Source organism: Acinetobacter sp. YH01003 (assembly GCF_013420525.1).
Lineage (GTDB): Bacteria > Pseudomonadota > Gammaproteobacteria > Pseudomonadales > Moraxellaceae > Acinetobacter > Acinetobacter towneri.
Genome location: NZ_VOXY01000004.1, coordinates 57,051 through 80,564 on the forward strand (window position 1 = coordinate 57,051; position 23,514 = coordinate 80,564).

At 40.8% G+C, this 23,514-nt stretch carries 21 protein-coding genes; 9 read left to right on the top strand and 12 right to left on the bottom strand.

Features of this window, described 5'->3' with window-relative positions; genetic code table 11:
* The first annotated feature begins 105 nt into the window (after positions 1 to 105).
* Positions 106 to 1,071: a hypothetical protein gene (locus tag FTT70_RS05720; RefSeq protein ID WP_180168393.1), complete on the top strand. Its 966-nt coding sequence runs from the start codon at positions 106 to 108 to the stop codon at positions 1,069 to 1,071.
* Between the two features lie 210 nt (positions 1,072 to 1,281).
* Here FTT70_RS05720 and FTT70_RS05725 read toward each other — a convergent pair whose 3' ends face one another.
* A complete protein-coding gene (locus FTT70_RS05725) occupies positions 1,282 to 1,887 on the bottom strand; it encodes a hypothetical protein (protein ID WP_180168394.1) in 606 nt (201 codons plus the stop codon).
* Between the two features lie 57 nt (positions 1,888 to 1,944).
* Here FTT70_RS05725 and FTT70_RS05730 point away from each other — a divergent pair, with 57 nt between their 5' ends.
* Complete coding sequence (locus FTT70_RS05730; protein ID WP_180168395.1) at positions 1,945 to 3,246, top strand: hypothetical protein; 1,302 nt, start codon at positions 1,945 to 1,947, stop codon at positions 3,244 to 3,246.
* A gap of 45 nt (positions 3,247 to 3,291) precedes the next feature.
* On the opposite strand, the gene gatB is transcribed toward FTT70_RS05730, so the two are convergent.
* Genes gatB through gatC form a run of 3 tightly spaced genes read right to left on the bottom strand, consistent with a single transcriptional unit; the run spans position 3,292 to position 6,612 of the window.
* Complete coding sequence (gene gatB / locus FTT70_RS05735) at positions 3,292 to 4,767, bottom strand: Asp-tRNA(Asn)/Glu-tRNA(Gln) amidotransferase subunit GatB (RefSeq protein WP_180061216.1); 1,476 nt, start codon at positions 4,765 to 4,767, stop codon at positions 3,292 to 3,294.
* Positions 4,767 to 6,245: an Asp-tRNA(Asn)/Glu-tRNA(Gln) amidotransferase subunit GatA gene (gene gatA, locus FTT70_RS05740; RefSeq protein ID WP_004975402.1), complete on the bottom strand. Its 1,479-nt coding sequence runs from the start codon at positions 6,243 to 6,245 to the stop codon at positions 4,767 to 4,769. The genes gatB and gatA overlap by 1 nt, the downstream gene beginning before the upstream one ends.
* Positions 6,246 to 6,297: 52 nt before the next feature.
* Positions 6,298 to 6,612 (bottom strand): Asp-tRNA(Asn)/Glu-tRNA(Gln) amidotransferase subunit GatC, encoded by a 315-nt coding sequence (gene gatC / locus FTT70_RS05745; protein ID WP_004975405.1) that lies wholly within the window; start codon positions 6,610 to 6,612, stop codon positions 6,298 to 6,300.
* 137 nt (positions 6,613 to 6,749) lie between these two features.
* Between gatC and FTT70_RS05750 the strand changes: the two genes are divergently transcribed.
* The 6 genes from FTT70_RS05750 to FTT70_RS05775 all read left to right on the top strand — a co-directional run bounded on the left by FTT70_RS05750 (position 6,750) and on the right by FTT70_RS05775 (position 11,511).
* On the top strand, positions 6,750 to 7,796 hold the full coding sequence (locus FTT70_RS05750) for a rod shape-determining protein (RefSeq protein ID WP_004975408.1): 1,047 nt from the start codon (positions 6,750 to 6,752) through the stop codon (positions 7,794 to 7,796).
* A 16-nt stretch (positions 7,797 to 7,812) separates the two neighbouring features.
* Positions 7,813 to 8,670: a rod shape-determining protein MreC gene (gene mreC, locus FTT70_RS05755; protein ID WP_131261540.1), complete on the top strand. Its 858-nt coding sequence runs from the start codon at positions 7,813 to 7,815 to the stop codon at positions 8,668 to 8,670.
* Positions 8,657 to 9,163 carry a rod shape-determining protein MreD gene (gene mreD / locus FTT70_RS05760; RefSeq protein WP_178318225.1) on the top strand — a complete coding sequence of 169 codons (507 nt, stop codon included), beginning with the start codon at positions 8,657 to 8,659 and terminating at the stop codon, positions 9,161 to 9,163. The genes mreC and mreD overlap by 14 nt, the downstream gene beginning before the upstream one ends.
* Complete coding sequence (locus FTT70_RS05765) at positions 9,151 to 9,717, top strand: Maf-like protein (protein WP_180168396.1); 567 nt, start codon at positions 9,151 to 9,153, stop codon at positions 9,715 to 9,717. The genes mreD and FTT70_RS05765 overlap by 13 nt, the downstream gene beginning before the upstream one ends.
* A 39-nt stretch (positions 9,718 to 9,756) precedes the next feature.
* Positions 9,757 to 11,211 (top strand): ribonuclease G, encoded by a 1,455-nt coding sequence (gene rng / locus FTT70_RS05770; RefSeq protein ID WP_104852376.1) that lies wholly within the window; start codon positions 9,757 to 9,759, stop codon positions 11,209 to 11,211.
* Between the two features lie 129 nt (positions 11,212 to 11,340).
* A complete protein-coding gene (locus tag FTT70_RS05775) occupies positions 11,341 to 11,511 on the top strand; it encodes a PA1571 family protein (RefSeq protein WP_004975418.1) in 171 nt (56 codons plus the stop codon).
* 59 nt (positions 11,512 to 11,570) lie between these two features.
* Here FTT70_RS05775 and FTT70_RS05780 read toward each other — a convergent pair whose 3' ends face one another.
* Together FTT70_RS05780 and FTT70_RS05785 are read right to left on the bottom strand one after the other, a co-directional pair.
* Complete coding sequence (locus FTT70_RS05780; RefSeq protein WP_179996035.1) at positions 11,571 to 12,950, bottom strand: wax ester/triacylglycerol synthase family O-acyltransferase; 1,380 nt, start codon at positions 12,948 to 12,950, stop codon at positions 11,571 to 11,573.
* Between the two features lie 178 nt (positions 12,951 to 13,128).
* Entirely contained in the window at positions 13,129 to 13,860 is a 732-nt protein-coding gene (locus tag FTT70_RS05785; protein WP_179989363.1) for a phosphoadenylyl-sulfate reductase, read from the bottom strand.
* 190 nt (positions 13,861 to 14,050) lie between these two features.
* Between FTT70_RS05785 and thrH the strand changes: the two genes are divergently transcribed.
* Positions 14,051 to 14,668: a bifunctional phosphoserine phosphatase/homoserine phosphotransferase ThrH gene (gene thrH, locus FTT70_RS05790; protein ID WP_179989364.1), complete on the top strand. Its 618-nt coding sequence runs from the start codon at positions 14,051 to 14,053 to the stop codon at positions 14,666 to 14,668.
* Between the two features lie 65 nt (positions 14,669 to 14,733).
* Here thrH and FTT70_RS05795 read toward each other — a convergent pair whose 3' ends face one another.
* From FTT70_RS05795 to FTT70_RS05820, 6 genes are all read right to left on the bottom strand, one after another.
* Positions 14,734 to 15,861, bottom strand: coding sequence for an OmpP1/FadL family transporter (locus tag FTT70_RS05795; protein WP_180168397.1), 1,128 nt, complete (start codon positions 15,859 to 15,861; stop codon positions 14,734 to 14,736).
* A gap of 310 nt (positions 15,862 to 16,171) precedes the next feature.
* Positions 16,172 to 17,398 (bottom strand): OmpP1/FadL family transporter, encoded by a 1,227-nt coding sequence (locus tag FTT70_RS05800; protein WP_180095824.1) that lies wholly within the window; start codon positions 17,396 to 17,398, stop codon positions 16,172 to 16,174.
* Between the two features lie 355 nt (positions 17,399 to 17,753).
* Positions 17,754 to 19,376 (bottom strand): iron ABC transporter permease, encoded by a 1,623-nt coding sequence (locus tag FTT70_RS05805; protein WP_131261534.1) that lies wholly within the window; start codon positions 19,374 to 19,376, stop codon positions 17,754 to 17,756.
* An 86-nt stretch (positions 19,377 to 19,462) separates the two neighbouring features.
* Positions 19,463 to 20,479, bottom strand: a complete 1,017-nt coding sequence (locus FTT70_RS05810) for an extracellular solute-binding protein (RefSeq protein ID WP_131261533.1) — start codon at positions 20,477 to 20,479, stop codon at positions 19,463 to 19,465.
* Between the two features lie 21 nt (positions 20,480 to 20,500).
* Positions 20,501 to 21,619, bottom strand: a complete 1,119-nt coding sequence (locus tag FTT70_RS05815) for an ABC transporter ATP-binding protein (RefSeq protein ID WP_180168398.1) — start codon at positions 21,617 to 21,619, stop codon at positions 20,501 to 20,503.
* A 268-nt stretch (positions 21,620 to 21,887) separates the two neighbouring features.
* Entirely contained in the window at positions 21,888 to 23,243 is a 1,356-nt protein-coding gene (locus tag FTT70_RS05820) for an amino acid permease (RefSeq protein ID WP_171287414.1), read from the bottom strand.
* Between the last annotated feature and the right edge of the window lie 271 nt (positions 23,244 to 23,514).

The following is a 23,514-nucleotide window of genomic DNA, read 5'->3' on the forward strand; positions in this document are numbered from 1 at the left end:
CAAATAAAGCGATGATTATTTAACTATAAAATCAAGGTGTTGCATTTGTTATTTTGCCCCAATTCATATATTTTCATTTATATAAAAACAATTGAGAATTGAGACGTGACCTGCAAAAAATTACTCTTGATTGGGGGAATTGGCAGCCTATTATTTGGTTGTGCAACAGTTGATCAATTTAGCCCAAATTCGGTGAAGCATTTTGCATCTGCACAAGAACTGATTGTTCAAAAAAACTTAAACCAGCCCAGTGGTGCTGCCAAAGAATATGTCTATTATTGGGGGCCGCAGCGCAAAGATCAGCCTGCTGAATCTATGATTCCACGTAAATATATGGGCAGTTATTGCCAGTCACAACATGGACGCTTAACGCTGGCCTATAAAAGCTCAATGAGTTTAGTCAAAAATGCATGGTCTAAAAAACTACTCAATACTTATCGAGATGTAAAACAGGGGATTGGGGCATACCGCTGTGTAGGTAATCAGGGCGAAAGCTGGATTGTATCTATTGAACCTGTGGCAGAGCGCCAGTTGGAACAGCGTGGTGAAGCGCGAGTAGTGAGTTTGGTCACTAAAATAATGTCTGAAGATGAAGCACGACGTTTTTACCGCGCGGTTTCTACACCTGCAAAGGCTGCACCTAAAGCAGCTCAAAGTAATCCAAAAACAACAAATGCAACCAAAGTTGCTGAAATGAAAGAAAAACCTGAAGAGAAAAAAGAGCCTGTAGTTGCGCCAGTAAAAACAGCTCCACCACGCGTGGTTGAGACACCACAACAGCAACAGACACGTTTATATGTTGCAGCACGTCGTGATTTAAATAGTGGGCGTAATCAGATTAATGCCTGTAATAATGCGCAACGTGCTTATAACTATGGCAAGTTACAGGGCGCAGAGGGTACACGTATTTATACAGAATCTGGCATGTTGGTGGCACGTTGTTTAACGGGTGTTTCGAGTTATCGGAGTCGTTTTCCAAATTCAGATGCGCAGGCGAAACGTATTTTGCAGAATTTAGCCAACAATTATAATCACGCAGGGGCTAAGAATATGTTGAGAGGCATGAAATGAGGAGCGCATAATTTCTGATCTGCTCTTCATTTTAAAATTTAAATATTTATCTCTCCCTTGCACCACAGTGCAGTTTATCACTAGTGCTTGTTTTAAAGACCTTTCCAATATTAAAGTTTTGATGGCATTTAATTTGTAATGGAAGCTCCTTCTCCCACTTGGATGAGCAGTACTGCTGCGCAAGGGGGAGGGGTAATTTAAAAGGTAAAACTAAATAAGATCAGGATAAAACTGCTCAAATTCTTTATTTATCGCCTCACCACGTAATAAATAGCCTTTGGGCTGAATATAACTATAAATTTCTCGTGCAGGCTGTTCATGCCAGCCAATATTAAATGCACAAAGCTTTGGGAAAAATTGTAGATGGTTGTAATTCAAATTATTATGAATCCAATAGGCGAGTTGTTGCCAATTGACTTGATCTTTTTCATACAGTGCTAAAAATGATGGAATGACAATACACGCCGTTGCCCCATAACCTTTTGCATCGGGATAGTCCCAAATGTGACTGGCAAAGTTTTTCTCATTACTTGCGCAGTTATGTCCTTTTTCATTTCCGAGTTGGTTCACGCTTGGTGAGCGATAAGCGGAGCGAATCGCAATTCGTCCAAATTTATCTTGGAGTGGTTCGAGCAGTTGTTGGCAGAGTTCTTTGCCTGTGCGAATGGCAATGTCAGGATGGTCGGGGAAGTTTGGTACACCGTACCAATTGGCGATTTCGCTATACAGAAAGTCACGCATAAAAAAGGACTTTGACAGCTGGACGCGCCCTAAGTCTTCGAGTTTGGTGATTGAGGTTACTTTTTTAATGGTCATCTTATTTAACAAATAGTTCTTTATGCTAGATTACAATATAAATTTAGGGGGGAAGAAATGAGTTATTTTTCTATAGATGAGTCCATTGAAAATATTAAAAATCCATATACAAAAGAATTATTTAAAGAAGTTTACTCTTCTTATGCAATGGGGAATTATAGATCTGCTACTGTGATGCTTTGGTCGGTTGTAGTGACAGATCTTGTCCATAAATTGAAGGAGTTAGATAGTGTTTATAGTGATCCTAAAGCAGCACAAATTCTTCAATACATTCAAGCCGAGCAGACTAAAGATCCTAAGTCATCTAAATGGGAGTCTGAGATTATTGATAAGTTTTATAAAGAAATAAATTTTTTTGAAACTTTTGAAGTTGCTAATTTAGAGCATTTACAGAAAATGAGACATGTATCAGCTCACCCAGTAATTACATCAACAGACTTATTGCACTCTCCTACAAAAGAGACAGTGTACAGCTTGATAAGAAATGCTCTAGAAAGCGTACTAACTAAAGAAGCTTTATTTTCCTCTAAAATTATTGATGTTATGCTTAAAGATTTGAATACTATTAGAGATACTTTAGTTGGTTATGATCAAAGAGATCGTTATTTTTCTCATAAATTCCTTTCAAAAATGCCTAATGCAGTATTGCTCAAGTTCTTAAAGACATTATGGAAGTTTCTTTTTAGAGTTAATAATCCAGAAACAATACTCAATAAAGATATTAATTTGGATATTTTAAATAGTATCATTAATAGAAAAGAGCAGATTTTTATAGAGTTTTTAAATAAAGAAAAAGATTTTATTTCTGATATTCAGTTAGAAGATAATTTAAAAGAAAATCTACTTCATTTCTTATTGAACAATAGATGGTGTTTTGAATATTTTAGTGAAAACTCTATTCAAACTGTAACTACAATTATTGAGGCAAGTGATAGTAAGTTTCAGTTAATTAAGTTTAAGCGTATTATTGATTATATTGATTATTTAATTAGAAACTCAAATAATTATTCATTATCAAATTTTAATATTATAGAAGATGAAGCTGAGGAGTATAGTTGTAAAGATAAATTCTATGACTACTGTATTGAAGGATACTCTTTTGCAAGATCATTTGATTCAGCTAATCACAGATTTGATAAGTTAATACGTCCTTATTTTCAAAACTTTAGTTTTCAACAATTAAAAAATTTAGCTAGTAAGGTTAATCAAAATTCACAATGTTATGATAGAAGTCGTGCAAAAAGAGATCATAAATTAATTATTGAAAAAATATTAGAAAATGATCCAACATACGATTTTACAGGTTTAGATGGTTTTATAGATGGGAATGAATCACTGATTTCATCTTTAACCGATTAATAAAAAACCCGCTTTCGCGGGTTTTCTTTTTCAAAACTGATCAGATTAACCAATCAATTTCTTCATCAATTCATTCACTTGAGCAGGGTTGGCTTTACCTTTCGCTGCTTTCATCACTTGACCAACAAGACCGTTGAAAGCTTTCTCTTTACCAGATTTATACTCTTCAACCATCTTCTCGTTCGCAGCAAGCACGTCTTTGATGATTGCTTCAATCGCGCCTGTATCAGTTTCCTGTTTCAAGCCTTTTTCAGCAATAATTTCATCCGCAGATTTGCCTTCGTCCCACATAAAGCCGAATACTTGCTTCGCGATCTTACCGTTAATTGTGTTGTCCACAATACGCGCGATCATACCGCCAAGTTTTTCCGCAGAAACAGGAGAGTCCGCCAAATCTAAGCCTGCTTTGTTTAAAGCACCAGAGAATTCACCCATTACCCAGTTTGCAGATACTTTACCTTGTGCCGCGCCACCAGCCGCAGCAACCACAGCTTCGTAAAATTCTGACATTTCACGAGTCAATGTGAGCACGTGAGCATCGTACTCAGTTACACCAAAGTCCGCCACGAAACGTGCACGACGTGCAGCAGGAAGCTCAGGCATAGTCGCTTTAATGGCTTCAATTTGCGCATCAGGAATAATCACAGGCAACAAGTCTGGATCAGGGAAGTAACGGTAATCGTTGGCTTCTTCCTTTGAACGCATTGAACGCGTTTCCATCTTCACAGGGTCAAACAAACGTGTTTCTTGGTCAATCGTACCATCCCATTCCAAGATTTCCATTTGACGTTCAATTTCAACATTGATCGCTTGTTCAATAAAGCGGAATGAGTTCAGGTTTTTAAGTTCACAACGTGTACCGAAGGGTTGACCCGGACGACGTAACGACACGTTACAGTCCGCACGGAACGAACCTTCAGCCATGTTGCCGTCAGAAATACCTAACCAACGAACCAGTGTGTGAATCGCTTTAATGTAAGCAACCGCTTCTTCAACCGAACGCATATCTGGCTCAGATACTATTTCCAATAAAGGTGTGCCTGCACGGTTTAAGTCAATACCTGACATGCCTTCAAATTGGTCGTGAATCGATTTACCTGCATCTTCCTCAAGGTGTGCACGGGTTACGCCAATGCGTTTGGTTGTGCCATCTTCAAGTTGGATGTCGATATGACCCAAGCCTACAATCGGGTTATCCATCTGGCTGATCTGGTAGCCTTTTGGAGAATCCGGGTAGAAGTAGTTTTTACGTGCAAATACAGAGGCTTGGTCGATGTAGGCATCAATACCCAAGCCAAAACGGATTGCCAAATCCACCACTTCTTTATTCAACACAGGCAAGACGCCTGGCATAGCTAAATCAACAAGGCTGGCTTGCGTATTTGGGTCTTGACCAAATTCGGTTGATGAACCTGAGAAAATTTTAGAATTGGTTGCAAGCTGAGTATGAATCTCAATACCAATCACGACTTCCCAACCATCAATCAGGTTTGATTTTGGTTTAGCAGTATTCTTCGCCATTATGCGTTCTCCTCAGCAATTGCAGCGCGTTGAGTATGCCAATCGGTCGCTTGTTGATACTGATGTACCACAGATAACAGTTGTGATTCAGACCAGTAATTGCCAATCAATTGTAAACCTACAGGCAAGTGATCTTGGTCAAAACCAACAGGCGCACTAATTGCAGGTAAGCCCGCTAAGTTCACCGCGATGGTGTAAATATCACCCAAATACATTTCAACTGGGTCTAAAGACGCGCCAATTTTGTAGGCAGTTGTTGGTGCAGTTGGTGCTGCAATCACATCGACCTGTTCAAAGGCTTTTAAGAAGTCTTGCTGAATTAAACGACGGACTTTTTGCGCTTTCACGTAGTAAGCATCGTAATAACCCGCAGAAAGGGCATAAGTACCAATCAAGATACGACGTTGCACTTCTGCACCAAAACCTTCAGAACGTGAACGTTTGTAGAGGTCTAAAATATCTTGAGGATTTTCTGCGCGGTAGCCGTAACGTACACCATCGTAACGAGAAAGGTTGGACGATGCTTCTGCAGGCGCAATCAGATAGTAAGTTGGCACGTAGCTTTCAGTCATGTTGAGGTCAATCTCAACCAATACTGCGCCCAATTCTTCTAATTTTTTTAGTGATTCTTCAACACGTGCTTTCACCGCAGCATCTAAACCAGCCACATTGAAGTATTGTTTCGGAATACCAATGCGTAAGCCTTTGAGCGTTGTTGCATTCAGGTTCGCGACATAATCTTCAACCGCTTTATCCATAGAGGTTGAGTCTTTGGCGTCATGACCTGCCATTACATTCATTAAATATGCGCAGTCTTCTGCAGAGCGTGCCATTGGGCCTGCCTGATCTAAAGATGATGCATAAGCGATGATGCCGTAACGTGAAACACGTCCGTAAGTTGGTTTGAGACCAGTCAAACCACAGAAAGACGCAGGCTGACGGATTGAACCACCTGTATCTGTACCTGTAGCAAATGGTGCAAGGTCAGCCGCCACGACAGCAGCAGAACCACCTGACGAACCACCCGGTACATGGTCAAGTGCCCATGGGTTTTTGGTCGCGCCATAGAACGAACTTTCAGAGGTTGAACCCATTGCGAATTCGTCCATGTTCACTTTACCCAAAGTGACCAAACCTGCATTTTTACCTTGTGCCACCACAGTTGCGTCATAAGGCGAGATAAAATTGTCCAGCATTTTTGAACCCGCAGAGGTTTTAATGCCTTGGGTACAAAAAATATCTTTATGTGCAACAGGAATACCTGTCAGTGCTGTCGCTTGACCCGCCTGACGTAATGCATCGGCTGCATCCGCCTGTGCCAGTGCTACTTCATTGGTCACGGTGACATAAGAGCGCACTTGCGGATCAATTTTGGCAATACGTTTTAAATAATGTTCTGTTAGTTCGCGAGAGGAGAATTTGGCTGCCGCTAAACCCTCAGAGATTTCACGAATCGATAAGCGATGTAAATCTGTCATGAGAAAAATTCTTTTACCTTTTTATGAAGTCAAAATGTAACAGCCGAATAAATTATTCAATCACACGTGGAACAAGGTACAAGCCATCCTGAACTGCAGGGGCAACAGCTTGATATTGCTCACGATGATTCTGTTCGGTTACGACGTCTTCACGTAATGGTTGAGGGTGGTCAAATGGGCTTTTTAAAGGCTCAACGTCATCGGTATTTATGCCTTTTAAGCTTTCCATCATGCCTAAAATTTTATTTAGACTTTGAGCATACTCAGCAGATTGCGTATCATTGAGTTTAAGACGAGCAAGATGGGCAATTGCTGAAACTGTTTGTGCATTTAAATCTGCAGAATGCTGAGCATCCGAGGTAGACATAACATCACCTAAAATCAGTATTAATAAAAAATTTCAAAATATCGTGCGTTATAATAAGCGATTGACTTGTTCAACGCACCACATTTAGTTAAAGTTGCCAACTTGCGTCCACATAAAGTTTAATCGAGAACGACTCCGTGATTCTAAAACGACTAATTGGCTTGTTTTCGCCAGACCTAGCCATTGATTTAGGTACAGCAAATACACTTATTTATGCGCCAGGACGAGGCATTATATTAAATGAACCGACAGTTGTGGCAATTCGTCACAGCGGTTCACAGAAAATTGTTGCCGCAGTCGGTCTTGATGCCAAACAAATGTTGGGTCGTACCCCTGCAAACATTTCTGCAATTCGCCCAATGAAAGATGGTGTCATCGCTGATTTTGAAGTGACTGAAACCATGCTGAACCAATTTATTGGCAAAGTGCATGAAAAACGTTTATTCCCACCTGCACCGCGTGTAGTGGTGTGTGTACCATGCAAATCTACTTTGGTAGAGCGCCGTGCGATTCGTGAAGCCGTGTTTAACGCAGGCGCACGTGATGTACGTTTAATTGAAGAGCCAATGGCAGCAGCAATTGGCGCAGGTATGCCAGTCGAGCAAGCCTGTGGTTCAATGGTGGTAGATGTTGGCGGTGGCACGACAGAAATCGCGATCATTTCATTACAAGGTTGTGTTTATTCAGATTCATTGCGTATTGGTGGTGATGTATTTGATGAGCAAATCATTAACTACGTGCGTAAGGCACATGGTTGTGTGATTGGTGAAACCACAGCAGAAACCATTAAGAAAGAAGTTGGCATGGCATTGCCAGATGAAGGTGCTAAACCACTGGAAATTGAAGTGCGTGGTCGTAACTTGGCAGAAGGTGTGCCACGTGCCATTACTGTAACTTCTGATGAAATTACCCAAGCTATTTCTGATCCGTTACAAAGCATTGTATCGGCAGTAAAATCTGCACTGGAACAAACTCCACCAGAACTTTCTTCCGATATTGCAGAGCGTGGAATTGTGCTCACCGGTGGAGGTGCGTTATTGCGTAACCTAGACAAGCTTTTGGCACAAGAAACAGGCTTGCCTGTGGTAGTTGCAGAAGAACCATTAACTTGCGTTACCCGCGGTGGCGGCAAGGTCTTGGAATTCTTTGATAATCCAAACCACGATATGTTATTTGTTGGCTAATACATAGGATTCGGCGGTGCAAACAAATCTGTTTTCCAGACAACCGCCATCTTTTCGCTCTTTTATAATTGCGGTCATTACTTGCTTGGTCATCCTGTTCTTTAACTGGCGTGTCCCGCATGTAATTCAACCTGCACGTGATGTTTTGTATGCGGCATATAATCCAATTTATGCCTTTGCAAGCTATCCTGTATTGTCGCGAGAATGGCTAAGTCAACAAAGTAAGTCTGAAGCTCAATTGCGTCGTGAAAATACCGCGATGCAGGCAGAGCTATTACAGGCTCAAGTCCGTTTGCAAAAATTGTCTGAACTCTCTGCAGAAAATACTCGCCTGCGCGGTCTACTCGATACGCCTTTAATTATTGATGGACGCATGGAAATTGCCGAAGTGATTGGTACCGATGCCGATCCTTTGCGCCACATTATTGTGATTAACCGTGGTTCACAAAATCAGCTCAAAGTCGGGCAAACCGTTTTGGATGATAAAGGCATTATGGGGCAGATCATTGCTGTGTATCCACACAGTAGCCGTGTCATGTTGCTTTCTGACAAAGAACACTCACTTTCAGTGCGTTTGGAACATACAGGCATGCGAGCCATTGTGTCGGGTACGGGCGATTTAGGGCGTTTGAAAATGGAATATGTACCGACCAGTGCCAATATTCAGGTTGGAGAGAAAGTCTATAGCTCAGGCTTGGGCGAGCATTTCCCTGCAGGATATTTGGTTGGAAGCATTGCCAAAATCAGCCGACATAATTCTGGTGAGTTTGCACAAATTGATGTGATGCCTGCAGCACAATTGGCGGGTGGTCATCATGTGGTGGTGCTGTTCTCAGAATCTTTAGCGAAGGAGCAGCCAAATGCCAATCGCTAAAATTGGACAAACCCGACTCGGACAAAACAAGAATAAAGATCCACTATTTCCGATTATTTTTTCAGTAATCGCTGCATCCGTACTCATGGTGTATCCGCTGTCTTATACAGGCTCGGGTTGGCGACCATTGTTTATGTTGATGGTGACCTTGTTTTGGGTGCTTGGGCAACCAACATGGTGTGGCATCTGGTTTGCCTTTGGTACAGGCTTGTTTGCAGACTTGCTCCTCGATGCACCTTTGGGCATGAATGCCTTGAGTTTTGTGGTGATTACTTTTGTGGCACGTTTCCTGACTCGTGAACGCCGTATTATGACGTTTGCAAATTTATGGGTCATCAGTGCAATCGCAATTTTGGCACACCTCGCCCTGATTTGGGTGATGCAAGTCATGGGTGGGATTCAGTTCCCATTTGCCCGTCATTGGCAACCTTTGCTGAGTAGTATTTTGCTCTGGCCTGTGCTGTATTATTTCTTGCGAAAATGGCGCATTTAATTCTTGCCTCAAGTTCACCGCGCCGTCGGGAACTCCTGCAACAGCTTGGGCTGGAATTTGAAATTTACAGTCCTGACATTGATGAATCTATTTTGGCGGGCGAAGATGTTGCCGCGTATGTTGAGCGGTTGGCATGTGCCAAAGCTGACGCAGTTTTACAGCTATTTCCTGATGCTATTGTGATTGCTGCCGATACCAGTCTAGGCGTAGATGGGCAGATTTTGGGCAAGCCAGAATCCAAAGCACATGCCTTTGCCATTTGGTCACAACTTTCTGGTCGAAAACATGATGTTTTTTCAGGGGTTTGTGTGCGTACAAAACAGAAAAAATCCAGTATAGTGGTACGTACACAGGTTGAATTTCAATCGCTTAGCCTAGATGATATGGAAAGCTACTGGGCAACAGGTGAGCCGATTGGAAAAGCGGGTGCTTATGCGATTCAGGGCATCGCAGCACGTTATATTCCGCGTATTGAGGGCAGTTATAGCAATGTTGTCGGCCTGCCACTCTATGAAACCGTACAGTTATTACAGACAGTTAAGGCACTAAATTAACTGCTGCACAAAAATTTTTATAATGTTTTGAGTTTTATTATGTCTGACGAGTTGTTGATTAACGTCACACCGATGGAGTGTCGGGTGGCGTTAATTCAAAACGGCACGGTCAATGAACTATTCGTTGAGCGTACAGCCAAGCGTGGTTTGGTGGGCAATATTTATAAAGGCAAAGTGGTGCGCGTGCTGCCAGGCATGCAAGCCGCTTTTGTCGATATTGGCTTATCGCGTACTGCTTTTTTACATATCAATGACATGATTTGGCCGCGCAGCCAACCTACACCGAATGTCTTTGAATTATTGCAGCCTGGACAAATTCTAACTGTGCAAGTGATGAAAGATATGCTTGGTACTAAAGGCGCACGACTGAGCACTGATCTTTCCATTCCTTCGCGTTATTTGGTTCTAATGCCGTATGGCAGTCATATTGGCGTATCACAACGCATTGAATCGAGTGAAGAACGTGAGCGTCTACGCGGGATCATTGAAACCATTCAGGCTGAGCATAAATTACCAGGCTCAGTGATTGTACGCACAGCAGCCGAAGGCGTCGATGAAGCGGCCTTAGTGCAAGATATGTGTTACTTGGCAAAATTGTGGGAATACATTCAGCGTAAACAAAAAAGCATTGCTGTGCCTTCTTTGATTTTTGAAGAGTTGCCGTTACCGCAACGCGTAATTCGTGATTTGGCGAATGATAACACCGCCAAAATTTATGTCGATTCACGTGAAATTCACGCCAAATTAAAAGAATTTGTGGATGAGTTTGTGCCCAATATGCACAATCGCCTGATTCATTACCCAGGCGAGCGCCCACTATTCGATTTATACAATGTCGAAGAAGATATTCAAAAAGCATTGCAAACCCGTGTGGCATTAAAGTCAGGCGGTTATCTGATGATTGATCAGACCGAAGCCATGACCACCATTGATGTGAATACGGGTTCTTATGTCGGTGGTCGGACTTTAGAAGACACTGTTTTTAAAACCAATATGGAAGCCACACAGGTCATTGCCCGCCAGTTACGTTTGCGTAATTTGGGTGGCATCATCATTATCGACTTCATTGATATGCAAGAAGTACAGCATCGTGATGAAGTCTTGAGTCAGTTTGAGCGTATGCTTGAACGAGATCATGCCAAGACCAAAATTACCCAAGTGTCTGAACTGGGCTTGGTCGAGATGACCCGTAAACGCACCCGTGAATCATTAGAACATTTACTTTGTGAAGCCTGTCCAACTTGTCAGGGACGGGGATATGTCAAAACAGCAGAGTCAGTATGTTACGAAATTTTTCGAGAAATTTTAAGATACGCACGCGCATTTGAATCACAACGTGGCTTTACTGTCGTTGCGCACCCATCGGTGATTGACCGATTGTTAACTGCCGAAGCGCCAGCAGTGGCGGATTTAGAGCACTTTGTCAGCCGTGTGATTAAATTTCAGGTGGAAAATTTATATACGCAAGAGCAATACGATATCATTTTGAGCTGAAATTGTAACAGGATATCGCTAAACAGTTGTTACATCTGAAATTTTACTTTTTTGAGTGAATTCTCAATACTAAGCATACAGAGTAGCCAAAGCCGAACATCTCCCTCGGTTTAGCAAATGAGGTATGCCATGGGTATGAGTAAAGTTGTGATTCAAAAGAGTTTAAAAGTATTAGATCGTAAAGTGACACATAATGGTTATATTGTGGATGAGCAAGGTAAAGAAACTCAAATTACCACTGCAATGGTTAGTGCAGTTTGTCAGCAATTATTAAAACAGTGTCGTACTATTCAAAAATAAGGGGCAGCAATTGCCCCTTAATTGATTCTATTGAATTGTTTTTCTAATGGATTGACGTATCAATCCACGATTTTATTGACCCCTTCAGGCGCATCAATAATCTGTTCAAAACGCTGAATTTCATCTTCCAAGTGTTGCAATAAGTTTTGCATTTTCGGTAAGGCATGACGACAAGCAGTTAAACCAACTTCTAATTTGTCTAAATAGCTGGTCATGGTAATGTTTAAAGCTTGTCCATCTAACACGATTGAAGCAGGGTATAGTGCATCTAGCTTTGCACCATTCCAATACAAAGGTTCACGTGGGCCAGGTACATTGGAAATCACCAAGTTAAAGGCCTGACGCTTTGGCATAATGCCTGACAAAATATTTAAACCAGCAGCGCCGTAAACAAAAGCACTATAGTTCATAATTTGATTGGCATTCATGCGCTTAAAACGCTGCTTGGCATTTTGTACACTGCGGCGCACAATTTTTAAACGCTCAAGCGGATCTTCTTTGTGCGTACCTAAGTTGGCTAAAATCATGGTGATTCGATTAGATACTTCAGAATCGTCATCACGAATAGAGGCAGGCACCATCGCAATTAAAGGTTTTTTCGGTAAAGCATATTGGCTGAGTAAGTACTCACGCAATGCGCCTGAGCAAATTGCCAGTACCACATCATTAATGGTTACGCCCAAAGCTTTAGCAATGCGATGCAAACGTGCAAACTCAAAAGATTGCGCGGCAAAACGACGTGAGGCGCTGACACGTTGGTTTAAGATGGTACTTGGTGCTTGGAAGCTAGAAACATAATCGGGGTTACGTCCCATATCTTTAGTAACAGTTTGTGATACTTCATAAACTGCGCGAGGGGTTGCTTCAACATGACCTTTAACCCCACCAAAAATTTTCTTTAAACGGCTGACTTTCGGTTCTTTCAGGCGTTTAGCACGCGGACCTTCCACACACCAAGGCGGTACAATTCTTTTTGCATTTTCGTCGTGCGAAAGGGATTTTTCCACCAAACGCATGCCAGCAATACCATCTACCATGGCATGATGAATTTTAAAGAACATCGCAAAACGATTATCTTCAATACCTTCAATAATATGGCAAGTCCAGAGTGGTTTGGCGCGATCAATCAACGAGCTGTGTTCTTGTGAAATATAAGTTAATAATTCACGAATACGGCCTGGCTTTGGCAAGGCAATATGACGGAAGTGATGATCGAGATCGAACTCTTCATCTTCATCCCAAAATAGACCATTGAGCTTATTGTTAAATGGTGCAATAGGCATTGACTTTGAATTGCGAATATCGGCAACCAAGTCTTGAATAAAAGTGGCTGGTGCATGTTCTGGAATTTGGAATAAGAATAATCCACCCACATGCATGGGCTGTTGACGTTTTTCGAGTGATAGGAAAATAAAATCAATAGGGTGTAATGGACGCATATTGTGGATTGCCTCACTGCAATTTCTACGCTTGTTCTTATCTGAACAAGGTTTTTAGAGTTATATAAGATTTAATTCAGTATATCTTTTTTATCAAACAAATATAGTGATTTTTGCGCCATCGCAAGTCAATAAAAATCACAGTAAAACTGTGATTTTTATTGTAGTAATAGATGTATTATTTTAAATTTCCAGCATGTAGACCGCATTCTTTGTGCGTTGCTTCTTCCCACCACCAACGCCCTTCGCGTTCATGTTGGTTCGGAAGAACAGGGCGGGTGCAAGGTTCACAGCCAATTGAAATAAAACCTTTTTCATGCAAACGATTGTATGGAATTTCCATCATGCGAATGTAATTCCACACGTCACTACTTGACCAGTTTGCCAGTGGATTGTATTTGATTAATTGTTTATCTGGACCTGAAAATCCTGCATCTGCTTGTACGACAGGAATATCTTGGCGTGTACCTGGACTTTGGTCTTTACGTTGACCTGTAATCCAGCCATCTAGTGTTGCCAGTTTTTTACGTAAAGGTTGAACTTTACGAATCCCACAACATTCTTGATGCCCATCTTCAAAAAAGCTAAATAAGCCTTTTTCTTGAACCAATTGTTGCACTGCTTCAGTTTCAGGAAAGCAAATTTCGATCTCAATATTATAATATTTGCGTACAGTTTCTAAAAATTGATAGGTTTCAGGATGCAAACGTCCTGTATCTAAACTAAATACACGAAATGGCACACCTAAATTGGATGCCATATCAATCAGCACTACATCCTCCGCACCTGAAAATGAAATCGCGACTTCGCCTTGCTGACTTAAGGCAAGTTTTAAAATGTCACTCGGTGATTTATCGGCATATTCAGTCGCGAGTGCATCAACAATGTCTATGGTGGGAATGGTGCGCATAAATCTTCCTACAGTCGGCTTGAGGGCTAATCTTTGTTCTTGAGCGAATTATTTTAATGGAATTCCTAAAAAGGTCTTATCACTAAAAAATAAATGCTTATGAATGAAATAGATTTAAAAAAGAACAAGGCAAATACCAAATCTTCGGCTATGATAGGGAAAAATTTTTACAGGTATTTTGGGAGAACCCATGGAAATCGTATGTCTTGATCTTGAAGGTGTGTTAGTTCCAGAAATTTGGATTAACTTTGCTAAAAAAACTGGCATTAAAGAACTTGAAGCAACTACACGTGATATTCCAGACTACGATGTGTTGATGACTCAGCGTTTAAATATTTTAAAGCAGCATGGCTTGGGCTTAAATGATATTCAGGCCGTGATTGCAGACATGGGGCCATTCCCGGGCGCGAAAGAGTTTGTAGAGTGGGTGAGCACACACTTCCAATTGATTATTCTTTCAGACACGTTCTATGAGTTTGCACATCCGTTGATGAAGCAATTGGGCTGGCCAACCATTTTCTGTCATAAATTAGAAACAGATGAAAATGGCATGATTACAGCATACAAATTGCGTCAACCCGACCAAAAGCGCCAGGCGGTTAAAGCATTACACGGTTTAAATTTCCGTGTAATTGCTGCAGGTGATTCGTATAACGACACCACGATGCTAGGTGAAGCGGATCATGGTTTCTTATTTGATGCTCCTGATAATGTGATTGCAGAATTCCCACAATTCCCGCCAATTCGTGGTTATGATGCGTTAAAAGAAGCTATTCGTAATGCTTCAGTGCGTGATATTCCCGCTTAAGTTTTTAAGCTAAAAGAAAGGGCACTTTAATAAGTGCCCTTTCTTTTATGGAATCTATCAAAAAATTAGAAACGGTAACCTATTTTCATGCCATAACCGAGTGCATGGTTATCTTCAAAATCGCCCACGATATCTGTACCACGTTTTGCTTTGGCATCACCTAACCAGAAATATTTTACGCCAGCTTGAATAAAATAGTTTTCAGCAGGGCTGTATTGACCACCTAAACCTACGCTCCAGAAGCCTTCAACAGGGCCTAAAGTAGTTACAGGGTTACCTGCACCAGAATCCCAACCTACAGATGCAGAACCTGACCATTTGCTACTGAATTTGTGACCTAAACCCACAGTTGCTGAATATTGATCATCAGAATAGTCAATTAGGTTTTGACTAATTAATGGATGTGATAATAATTCTGGGCTAACTACAAAATTATCCCAATGCACCCAACGTAAGTTCGCGAATGCTAATGTATTTTTTGCAATACCAGTTTGTAAATCAAGGTTAACTGATTGAGGGGTAATTGCTTCTACTGGACTATTAACAATTTTACCAAATGGAAGTTTAGAGGTTTCAGTAGAAGATGCATTATGTTTGATTTCTGATCGATATGTAATCGAAGCTTTTAAAGCAATTTCAGGAATTTGATAAGCAAATCCTGCCAGCCAGCCAAAAGCTTCTTCCTGTTCAATTTTAATATTATATCCACTTAATGCTTTATAAGCTGCACCATATAGTTTAATTTCAGCTTCTACAGTTTGCCATACTGGGCCTGCATAAATATTCCAGTTTTCAGTAGGTTGATAACCAATTAATGCAGTTAAATTATGCGTACGGACTTCAACTTTTGTTCCTTCAGTACCGTCAGAGAAATCTGAACCATCAACTTGATAGGTTGCATCAGCACCATAAGGTTGGTCATATAACAGACCTAGGGAAATTTTATCCGTTGCTTGAACTTTAATGGCTGCAGAAGGGAAATAGTAGTCATCTCCCATATCTTCAACTTTATTACCGCTGATATCTTTACCTTTAACAGTCGGATCAAGAACCGAAATACCTGCTTCTGCATAATTACCCGGTTGTAAAAATGCAGCAATAGATTGACCAGAACGGTCTAGACCAGCAGCAAGCGCAGGTGTAAGTGGAAGAGTGCTAAGTAAAATAGCCGAATAAATTTTATTGAGCTTCATGGTCGTTCCCTGATGCTTTATGTAACAAAAAGTGCAGGAAAAGTAACATATTTGAAAAAAGAGTAAATGCTCAACTTGGCAGAATAAATGAACTGAATAAGTTATAAATAGCAGTTGATTAGAGTAAAAGTACTATTTTCAGGTCTTAAGTGAATGAATTTTATTAAATAATTTTTTAGGGTGATGTTTTGGTAAATATGAGTTTAATTGCTTTAAATTTGAACATTTAGTTAACACTTGTATAAAAAAGAGGAGTTTTAAGTGCAAAAAGAGCCACTCCGAAGGGTGGCTCTTTTGAAAAATATTGGAATTAGAAGCGGTAACCCATTTTTAGACCGTAGCCGATTGCATGGTTGTCTGTGAACTCACCAACATTTGGGTTAGCAACTGTTAAAGCCGTTGCATCACCCAACCAGAAGTATTTAACACCACCTGCAATGAAGTAGTTTGGTGCAGGTGAGTATTGAACACCTAGACCTACGTTCCAGTAGCCTTCAGTTGGACCAAGAGTAGTTACAGGATTGTCGACACCTGAGTCCCAACCTACAGAGACATTGCCCGCCCACTTGTCTGTGAGTTTACGACCAACACCAACAGCAGCTGACCATTGCTCTTCATTATATTCAACGAGGTTGCCACCTTTTAATTGCGGCTGTTGCAACAAAGCTGAAGCTAGGTCAATAGCTTGTCCAAACTCTGATGGACGAATAGAGAAGTTAGACCAATCGACCCAACGTACGTTAGCAAAAGCAACGGTATCTGCCATAATTCCTGTTTGGAAATCCAAATTAACAGACTGTGGAGTTGTTACTGCAGTTTTTCCTGGATTAAATGCAGGAATTGCAGCAGGGTTCCCTGCTAACCCTAAACCTAATGCCACATTTAGTGGAACACCAGAGTGGCTTTCTGTTGTAGAAAGTTCATGGTCGATTTCAGAGCGATAGGTTAAAGACGCTTTAAGCGCAATTTCAGGAATTTGGAAGGCAAGACCAGCTAACCAACCAATTTCACTATCTTCTTTCATTGTTGCATCATATCCGCCGAACGCGTTATATGCTGCACCGCGGAGTGCTACACTACCTTTAGCTGTTTGATAAACTGGACCTGCATAAATATTCCAATTTTCAGTTGGTTGGAAACCAAATAAGAAGCTTAGATTTTCAGTTGTTACTTCAGCGCGGGTACCATCACTTCCTGTCGGATTAAATGCTACTGATTGAGCGGTATATTCAGCTTCTGCACCAAATGGTTGATCGTAAATTACACCAAAAGAAAACTGATCTGTGACTTGTAGTTTTAAGGCAGCTGATGGGAAGTAGTAATCACTCGCCATATCACCTGTTGCCTGTCCACCTAAAGCAGTAGAACTCGTACCAGATACATCTGGATCTAATACAGAAATACCTGCTTCAAAGTAGTTACCCGGTTGTAAGAACGCAGCGATGGATTGACCAGAGCGATCCATACCTGCAGCAAAAGCACCTGTCATTGGTACAGTTGCTAAAATCATTGCTGTGCTAAGTGCTTTTAATTTCATTATACATTTCCCTTGGGCTATAAAGTCTTTTATGACAGTTTTTGTTGATGCTTTAAGCTTTCATTTAGGATGATTTCGACTTGTGCAAACCGAGACCATTTGTTACTCCATGTGACAAAAATATCACAATTAAAATAAGAGTAAATGCTCTAGAAAAAACTAATCAGTATAAAAAACACGCTGAATAGAGTATTTGTTCTAATTGGTGTGGGTTTTTAGCTTGTTAGTGATTGAAATTAAATAATAAAATTTAAAAATCAATCTATTGTTTAAATGTTTTTAATTGGTTAAAAAAAATACTTTTTATCAAAATTCATTTTGTTGCAAGGCATATCTTGCAACAAAATGGGGTGCATTAACGTGTGGTTTTTCCAAGCTTTGCCAAAAGAATGACAGGAATCAGCCCAACCAATACAATTAGTAAAGCTGCTACTGCGCCATCTTCATAAGTGCCCCTAGACGCTTCTGCATATAGCTGGGTAGCGAGTGTTTCCATATTTAAAGGACGGAGCAACAAAGTGGCAGGTAGCTCTTTCATGCAATCTACAAAAATTAATAAAGCTGCAGAAATAATAGCAGGGCGTAATAATGGCAGGTGTACACGCCACAACAGTGCAAAGTTGTTTTGCCCTAAATTGCGTGCAGCATCATCAAAAACACCATGAATACGGTTATAGCCTGACTCAATGCCGCCCACCGAAATAGCTAAAAAACGCACAGCATAAGCATAAATAAGGGTAAAACTAGTACCGAGAAATAATAAACCTGTGTGTATCCCTAATTTAAACTCTAAAAAATCTGCAATGGCATGATCAATTTTTCCCAAAGCCAACATGAGACCAATGGCTAAAACAGTTCCTGGAATGGCATAACCTAAACTGGCAATACGGCTAAACCAGTGGTGTTTGCTAAAACGTGCCGCACTGACAATAAAGAAACCAATCAAAATAGTTACCACAGTTGCAAGACTGGCAAGGATTAGTGTGTTGATTGAGGCTTGTAATAGGAAATCTGAAAAGCCCGCATATTGAATGCGTTTATAGGATTCGACCAATAAATGACTGGTGGGAATTAAAAAGCCAATACAAACAGGAATTAAGCCCAAGCCTAGTAACACAAGTGCTTTAAGCCCTTTGACCGATTGTGCAGGCATTAAACGGCTGCGTTGAGCCGAGTTCATATAACGCTGTTTACGCCGTCCTAAACGCTCTACTAACACCAATAAGGTAATAATCATCAACATGAAAATGGCAATTTGTGCGGCACTGGCTAAATCGGACTGATTGGTCCAGGTTGAATAAATCGACAAAGTTAAGGTTTTAATGCCTAAAAATTCTGTTGCACCAATATCATTAATGGTTTCCATTAAAACCAGACTAGTACCCACAGCAATTGCAGGACGTGCCAGTGGAATTGCAACACGTAAAAACACTTGATCGGGTTTTAATCCTAATGTACGTGCAACCTCAATTAAACTGGCCGATTGCATCAGAAACATTGCACGGGTGCTTAAATACACATACGGATACAGCACAAAGCTAAGCAAGAAGATGCCGCCCCACACGGTACGAATATTAGGAAACCAAAACTGTTGTAATTCTAAATTAAACCCATCCCGCAGGATACTTTGCACAGGGCCAATGGGGTGCAAAATGTCGATATAACTATACGCAATAATATAAGTTGGTACGGCTAAAGGCAGCAGTAAGGCCCAATCTAAAAATGCACGACCTCGGAATTGATACGCTGTTACAATCCATGCGCTGCCTGTACCAATCAGGATGGTGAGAATCCCCACACCCAACAATAAAATCCCTGTTTCTGCCAACGTGTGTGGAATTACATAACGCAGCAGATGCCCCCAAATTTCGCTATCACCTTGTAATGCTGTCCAAATTAAAGCGAGCACAGGTAAACAGGCGAGTAGCGTCAATAACCCACTGAGCGAAAATAAAAAATTAAATTTATTTTTAAGCATTGCAATAGAGGTACTAAATAAGGGGGAGGGAACAGCTGAGCATCTTACAGTGCAAAGCGCTGCACTGTAAGACAAAAGCAAAAAATTTAGCGGTTAAACTGGACTTTATCGACCAATAAGTTGGCGGCTTTACGGTGACGTGCAATATCGCTTAAACGAATCGAGTCGATGTTGAGTTTACCGAAGCTAGCGATAATCGGGTCAATTTTTACCCCAGGTTTGACTGGGTATTCAAAGCCGTTTTGTGCGTAGATGGCTTGTGCGTGATCTGAAGCTAAAAACTCGAGCAACTGTACCGCTTCTTTACGGTTTGGTGCATGTTTAGAAACCACTGCACCCGATACGTTTACATGCGTTCCACCATTTTTAAAGCGTGGTAACACGACATTAATGGCATTGCCCCAGCGTTTTTGTTCCGCATCACCTGTACGCATTGTGCCGACATAATAGGTGTTGGCAACGCCAATATCACAAATTTTACCTAAAATATCACGTGCCACATCTCGGTCACCACCGCTGGCTGGGCGAGCTAAATTGGCTTTCACGGCACGCAACCAAGTTTCGGCTTGTTTTTCACCATGATGGGCAATATACGCTGCAATTAAAGCGGTGTTATATGGATGATTGCCCGAACGAATACAGATTTTATTTTTCCATTTTGGATTGGCTAAATCTTCATAAGTAATCGCATTTAATGGTGTACGGTCTTTAGAGGCGTAGACTGCACGTGCACGCATCGATAAAGCATACCAATGACCATTGGCAGCACGTAAATTGGCAGGAATTGCACTATTTAAGGTTTTAGAACTCACGCGCTGAGTTAGACCACTTTCAACCAAATCAACCAAGTTCCCAAAATCTACAGTCAGCATCACATCGGCAGGCGAGCGACGGCCTTCTGCTTTCACACGTTCTAATAAACCATCTTTAATAAAAACCGTATTCACTTTTACCCCAGTTTTTTGGGTAAATTCGGTTAATAGGGTTTGAATCAGCACAGGTTCACGTGTGGTGTATAAATTGACTTCCGCTGCTTGTGCGACACTTGCACCAAATGCAAGTAAACCTGTAACAAGCAATGATAAATTAGACAGTGGTTTCATGCAGTATTCCTAATTAAAAATTTAAACCTGAACAGCAGCTTGAGTAGAAGATAAGGTAGTGGATGATTGTTCATCAGACGCCAAGAAATAACAGCTGTTTAAATCGACAGAAACATAGATTTGTTCAGCGGGCTGAATATCTTGAAGGTGGTTCACTTGTGCCAAAAGAGTGAGATCGTGATCGCGTAGTTTTAGACGCAGTTGTTGCGCATGGCCCATAAAACTTGATGACACAATGCTTGCTGGCAATGCATTTTCACTTGGTGTTTGGCTGACACGCAATTGATGCGGACGGAAGCAGCAAACCAGTGAATCTTGAGCGGTGGTATGTTCTGGTAAATCAATTTTGCCAAATACTGTATGAATTTCTTGATGATTGATTTGCACTGGGATTTCATTCAATGCTGAAAAATAACGTGCAGCAAACAACGTTTTCGGCTGTAAATAAAGTTGTTTCGGTGAACCAATTTGAATAATTTGCCCTTGATGCATCAAAATAATTTGATCGGCAATTTGCAATGCTTCTTCTGGGTCATGTGTCACGATAACCGTAGTCGTTGCAGTTTGTTTGAGGAGTTGAATGGTATTTTGACGAATTTGATCACGCAGACGATGATCCAAATTTGAAAAAGGTTCATCCATCAACAAAACTTGCGGTTCTGGTGCTAAGGCACGTGCTAAGGCAACGCGTTGTTGTTCGCCGCCCGAAAGTGTATATGGATAGCTGTCTTGATGATGCAACATGGAAACATGCGCTAAAGCTTGTTTGGCAATGGTTTCCCGCTGCGCTTTGGGAAATTTCTTTAAGCCAAACATAACATTGTCTAACACACTTAAATGTGGGAAAAGTGCATAATCCTGAAACACTAAACCAATATTGCGTGCTTCCGCAGGAATCTGTGCTTGCTCACTCCACAAGGTATTTTGTTCCAGTTGGATTGTGCCGCTGCTTGGTGTTTCCAAGCCTGCAATCAGACGTAGCATTGTGGTTTTGCCGCAGCCTGAATGACCTAATAAACACACAATTTGTCCACTCATCGCTGACCATGTTGCTTGTTGCACTGCAAAACGCGAACCAAACTTTTTACTGAGCTGTTGGATCGTCAAGACATTGGCAGGTTGAGCAGCGTACGCATTCATAGTTTATTCACACGACAAATTTTGTGCTCAAATGATAACTAAGAACTCTTCTCATGTAGAGTCTTTTTATCATTTAGAATGTAAATGATGTAGCTTTTGCTACAAAAAAGTTGAAATATCAACTGAAAAGAATGGGTTGGAATTTAAATTATTTTAAGTGCAGCACTTTATTTATGGGCTATTAAAAGGGGGGCTTAAAAGCAAAAAGTTACTGCCGAAGCAATAACTTTTTAATTTTTAGAAATCTGTACTATGCGTACTATGCAAATTAAGGTTTTTTCGCATTAAGCACTCTAAATAAAATGTACATCAAGACCACCCATACAGGAATCATAATGACTGATTCTTTAAAGCCTTGTGTCCACATAATATAAAGTACCACTGCAATAAACGCTAAAACCAAATAGTTGCTAAATGGTGACCATAGCGCAGGGAACTTAGTTGGAATCGCTAATTTTTTCAGTGTGCTGGTAAATTTAAGGTGAGTCAAACTGATCATCGCCCAGTTTAAAACCAATGCACCCACAACAATATACATGAGGTGGCTTAAAGCTTCTTCGGGTACAAAGTAGTTCAACAATACACAGCCGAAAATTAATACCGCAGAGAATAATACTGCTGGAATTGGCACACCTTGTTTATTCACTTTTAGGAAAATTTTTGGTGCGTTACCTTGTTTGGCCAAACCAAACAGCATACGGCTGTTGGCATACATCCCACTGTTATACACAGAAAGTGCCGCAGTCAAAATCACGAAATTCAGTAAGTGCGCTGCCCATTCAATGCCCATTTGACTAAAAATCATTACGAATGGACTTTTATCTAAACCACCTAAATCTAACTGATTCCAAGGCACTAAAGACAATAGAATGGTGAGTGAACCGATATAGAAAATTAGAATACGGAACACCACTTGGTTAATGGCTTTAGGAATGGTTTTTTCAGGATCTTGCGCTTCTGCGGCAGCCATACCAATCAACTCAATGCCGCCAAAGGCAAACATGAGGAATGCAAGCATGAAGAACAGACCTTCAAAGCCATTCGGGAAGAACCCCCCATGCGCCCAAAGGTTGCTGAATGATGCGGTTGAATTGGCATCTGCAGAAAGTAAGAGATATAAACCAAACACAATCATCGAAACCACAGCAGCGACTTTAATGATTGCTAGCCAGAATTCTGACTCACCATAGAACTTTACATTGCCCAAGTTAATAATGGTAATCACAATGAAAAAGAACAGTGCCGAAGTCCAAGCAGGAATATGCGGCCACCAGTAGTTAATATATTTGGCAACTGCGGTGAGTTCTGCCATTGCCACCAAAATATACAAAATCCAGTAGTTCCAACCTGCTAAAAAGCCAGGGAATTTACCTGCATATTTATAGGCAAAGTGACTGAATGATCCTGCAACGGGCTCATGAACAATCATTTCCCCCAATTGGCGCATAATTAAAAATGCAATAAGACCACCAATGGCGTAACCCAAAATAATAGAAGGGCCAGCAGATTGGATGACCTGCGCGGAACCTAAGAATAAGCCTGTACCAATTGCTCCACCCATGGCAATCAATTGAATATGGCGGTTCTTTAAGCCACGCTGAAGTTGTGAAGACTCGTTGTTCAAAGTATTCAGCCCGACAAGGAAAAAGTGACAAGATTGTAATAGATCAAATTTCATTAGCCTAGTAGCTAGACAATAATGAAATAAATTTATGATAAATATTAAAATATTTTATGGTTTTTATTTGTATAAAAGATAAGTGAATCAATATATTAATTTTATTTTTGCCTTATAAATCAAGATGACTGGTTAGGGTAAAATTTACCAAATGTTGTTTTTTTATACTTAAGTCAAGACCGCGATACCTTTTGAATAAAAACCGTTATGATGCAAA

Bases quoted from the DNA above. Each gene is read 5' to 3' on its own strand.
- gatC (WP_004975405.1), bottom strand. From the start codon at position 6,612: ATGTCTACCTCGGATGCTCAGCATTCTGCAGATTTAAATGCACAAACA.
- FTT70_RS05780 (WP_179996035.1), bottom strand. From the start codon at position 12,950: ATGCGTCCATTACACCCTATTGATTTTATTTTCCTATCACTCGAAAAA.
- FTT70_RS05795 (WP_180168397.1), bottom strand. From the start codon at position 15,861: ATGAAGCTCAATAAAATTTATTCGGCTATTTTACTTAGCACTCTTCCA.
- FTT70_RS05815 (WP_180168398.1), bottom strand. From the start codon at position 21,619: ATGAATGCGTACGCTGCTCAACCTGCCAATGTCTTGACGATCCAACAG.
- thrH (WP_179989364.1), top strand. From the start codon at position 14,051: ATGGAAATCGTATGTCTTGATCTTGAAGGTGTGTTAGTTCCAGAAATT.
- FTT70_RS05725 (WP_180168394.1), bottom strand. From the start codon at position 1,887: ATGACCATTAAAAAAGTAACCTCAATCACCAAACTCGAAGACTTAGGG.
- FTT70_RS05765 (WP_180168396.1), top strand. From the start codon at position 9,151: ATGGCGCATTTAATTCTTGCCTCAAGTTCACCGCGCCGTCGGGAACTC.
- gatA (WP_004975402.1), bottom strand. From the start codon at position 6,245: ATGACAGATTTACATCGCTTATCGATTCGTGAAATCTCTGAGGGTTTA.
- FTT70_RS05805 (WP_131261534.1), bottom strand. From the start codon at position 19,376: ATGCTTAAAAATAAATTTAATTTTTTATTTTCGCTCAGTGGGTTATTG.
- gatB (WP_180061216.1), bottom strand. From the start codon at position 4,767: ATGGCGAAGAATACTGCTAAACCAAAATCAAACCTGATTGATGGTTGG.
- FTT70_RS05810 (WP_131261533.1), bottom strand. From the start codon at position 20,479: ATGAAACCACTGTCTAATTTATCATTGCTTGTTACAGGTTTACTTGCA.
- rng (WP_104852376.1), top strand. From the start codon at position 9,757: ATGTCTGACGAGTTGTTGATTAACGTCACACCGATGGAGTGTCGGGTG.
- FTT70_RS05730 (WP_180168395.1), top strand. From the start codon at position 1,945: ATGAGTTATTTTTCTATAGATGAGTCCATTGAAAATATTAAAAATCCA.
- FTT70_RS05800 (WP_180095824.1), bottom strand. From the start codon at position 17,398: ATGAAATTAAAAGCACTTAGCACAGCAATGATTTTAGCAACTGTACCA.
- mreD (WP_178318225.1), top strand. From the start codon at position 8,657: ATGCCAATCGCTAAAATTGGACAAACCCGACTCGGACAAAACAAGAAT.
- FTT70_RS05775 (WP_004975418.1), top strand. From the start codon at position 11,341: ATGGGTATGAGTAAAGTTGTGATTCAAAAGAGTTTAAAAGTATTAGAT.
- FTT70_RS05785 (WP_179989363.1), bottom strand. From the start codon at position 13,860: ATGCGCACCATTCCCACCATAGACATTGTTGATGCACTCGCGACTGAA.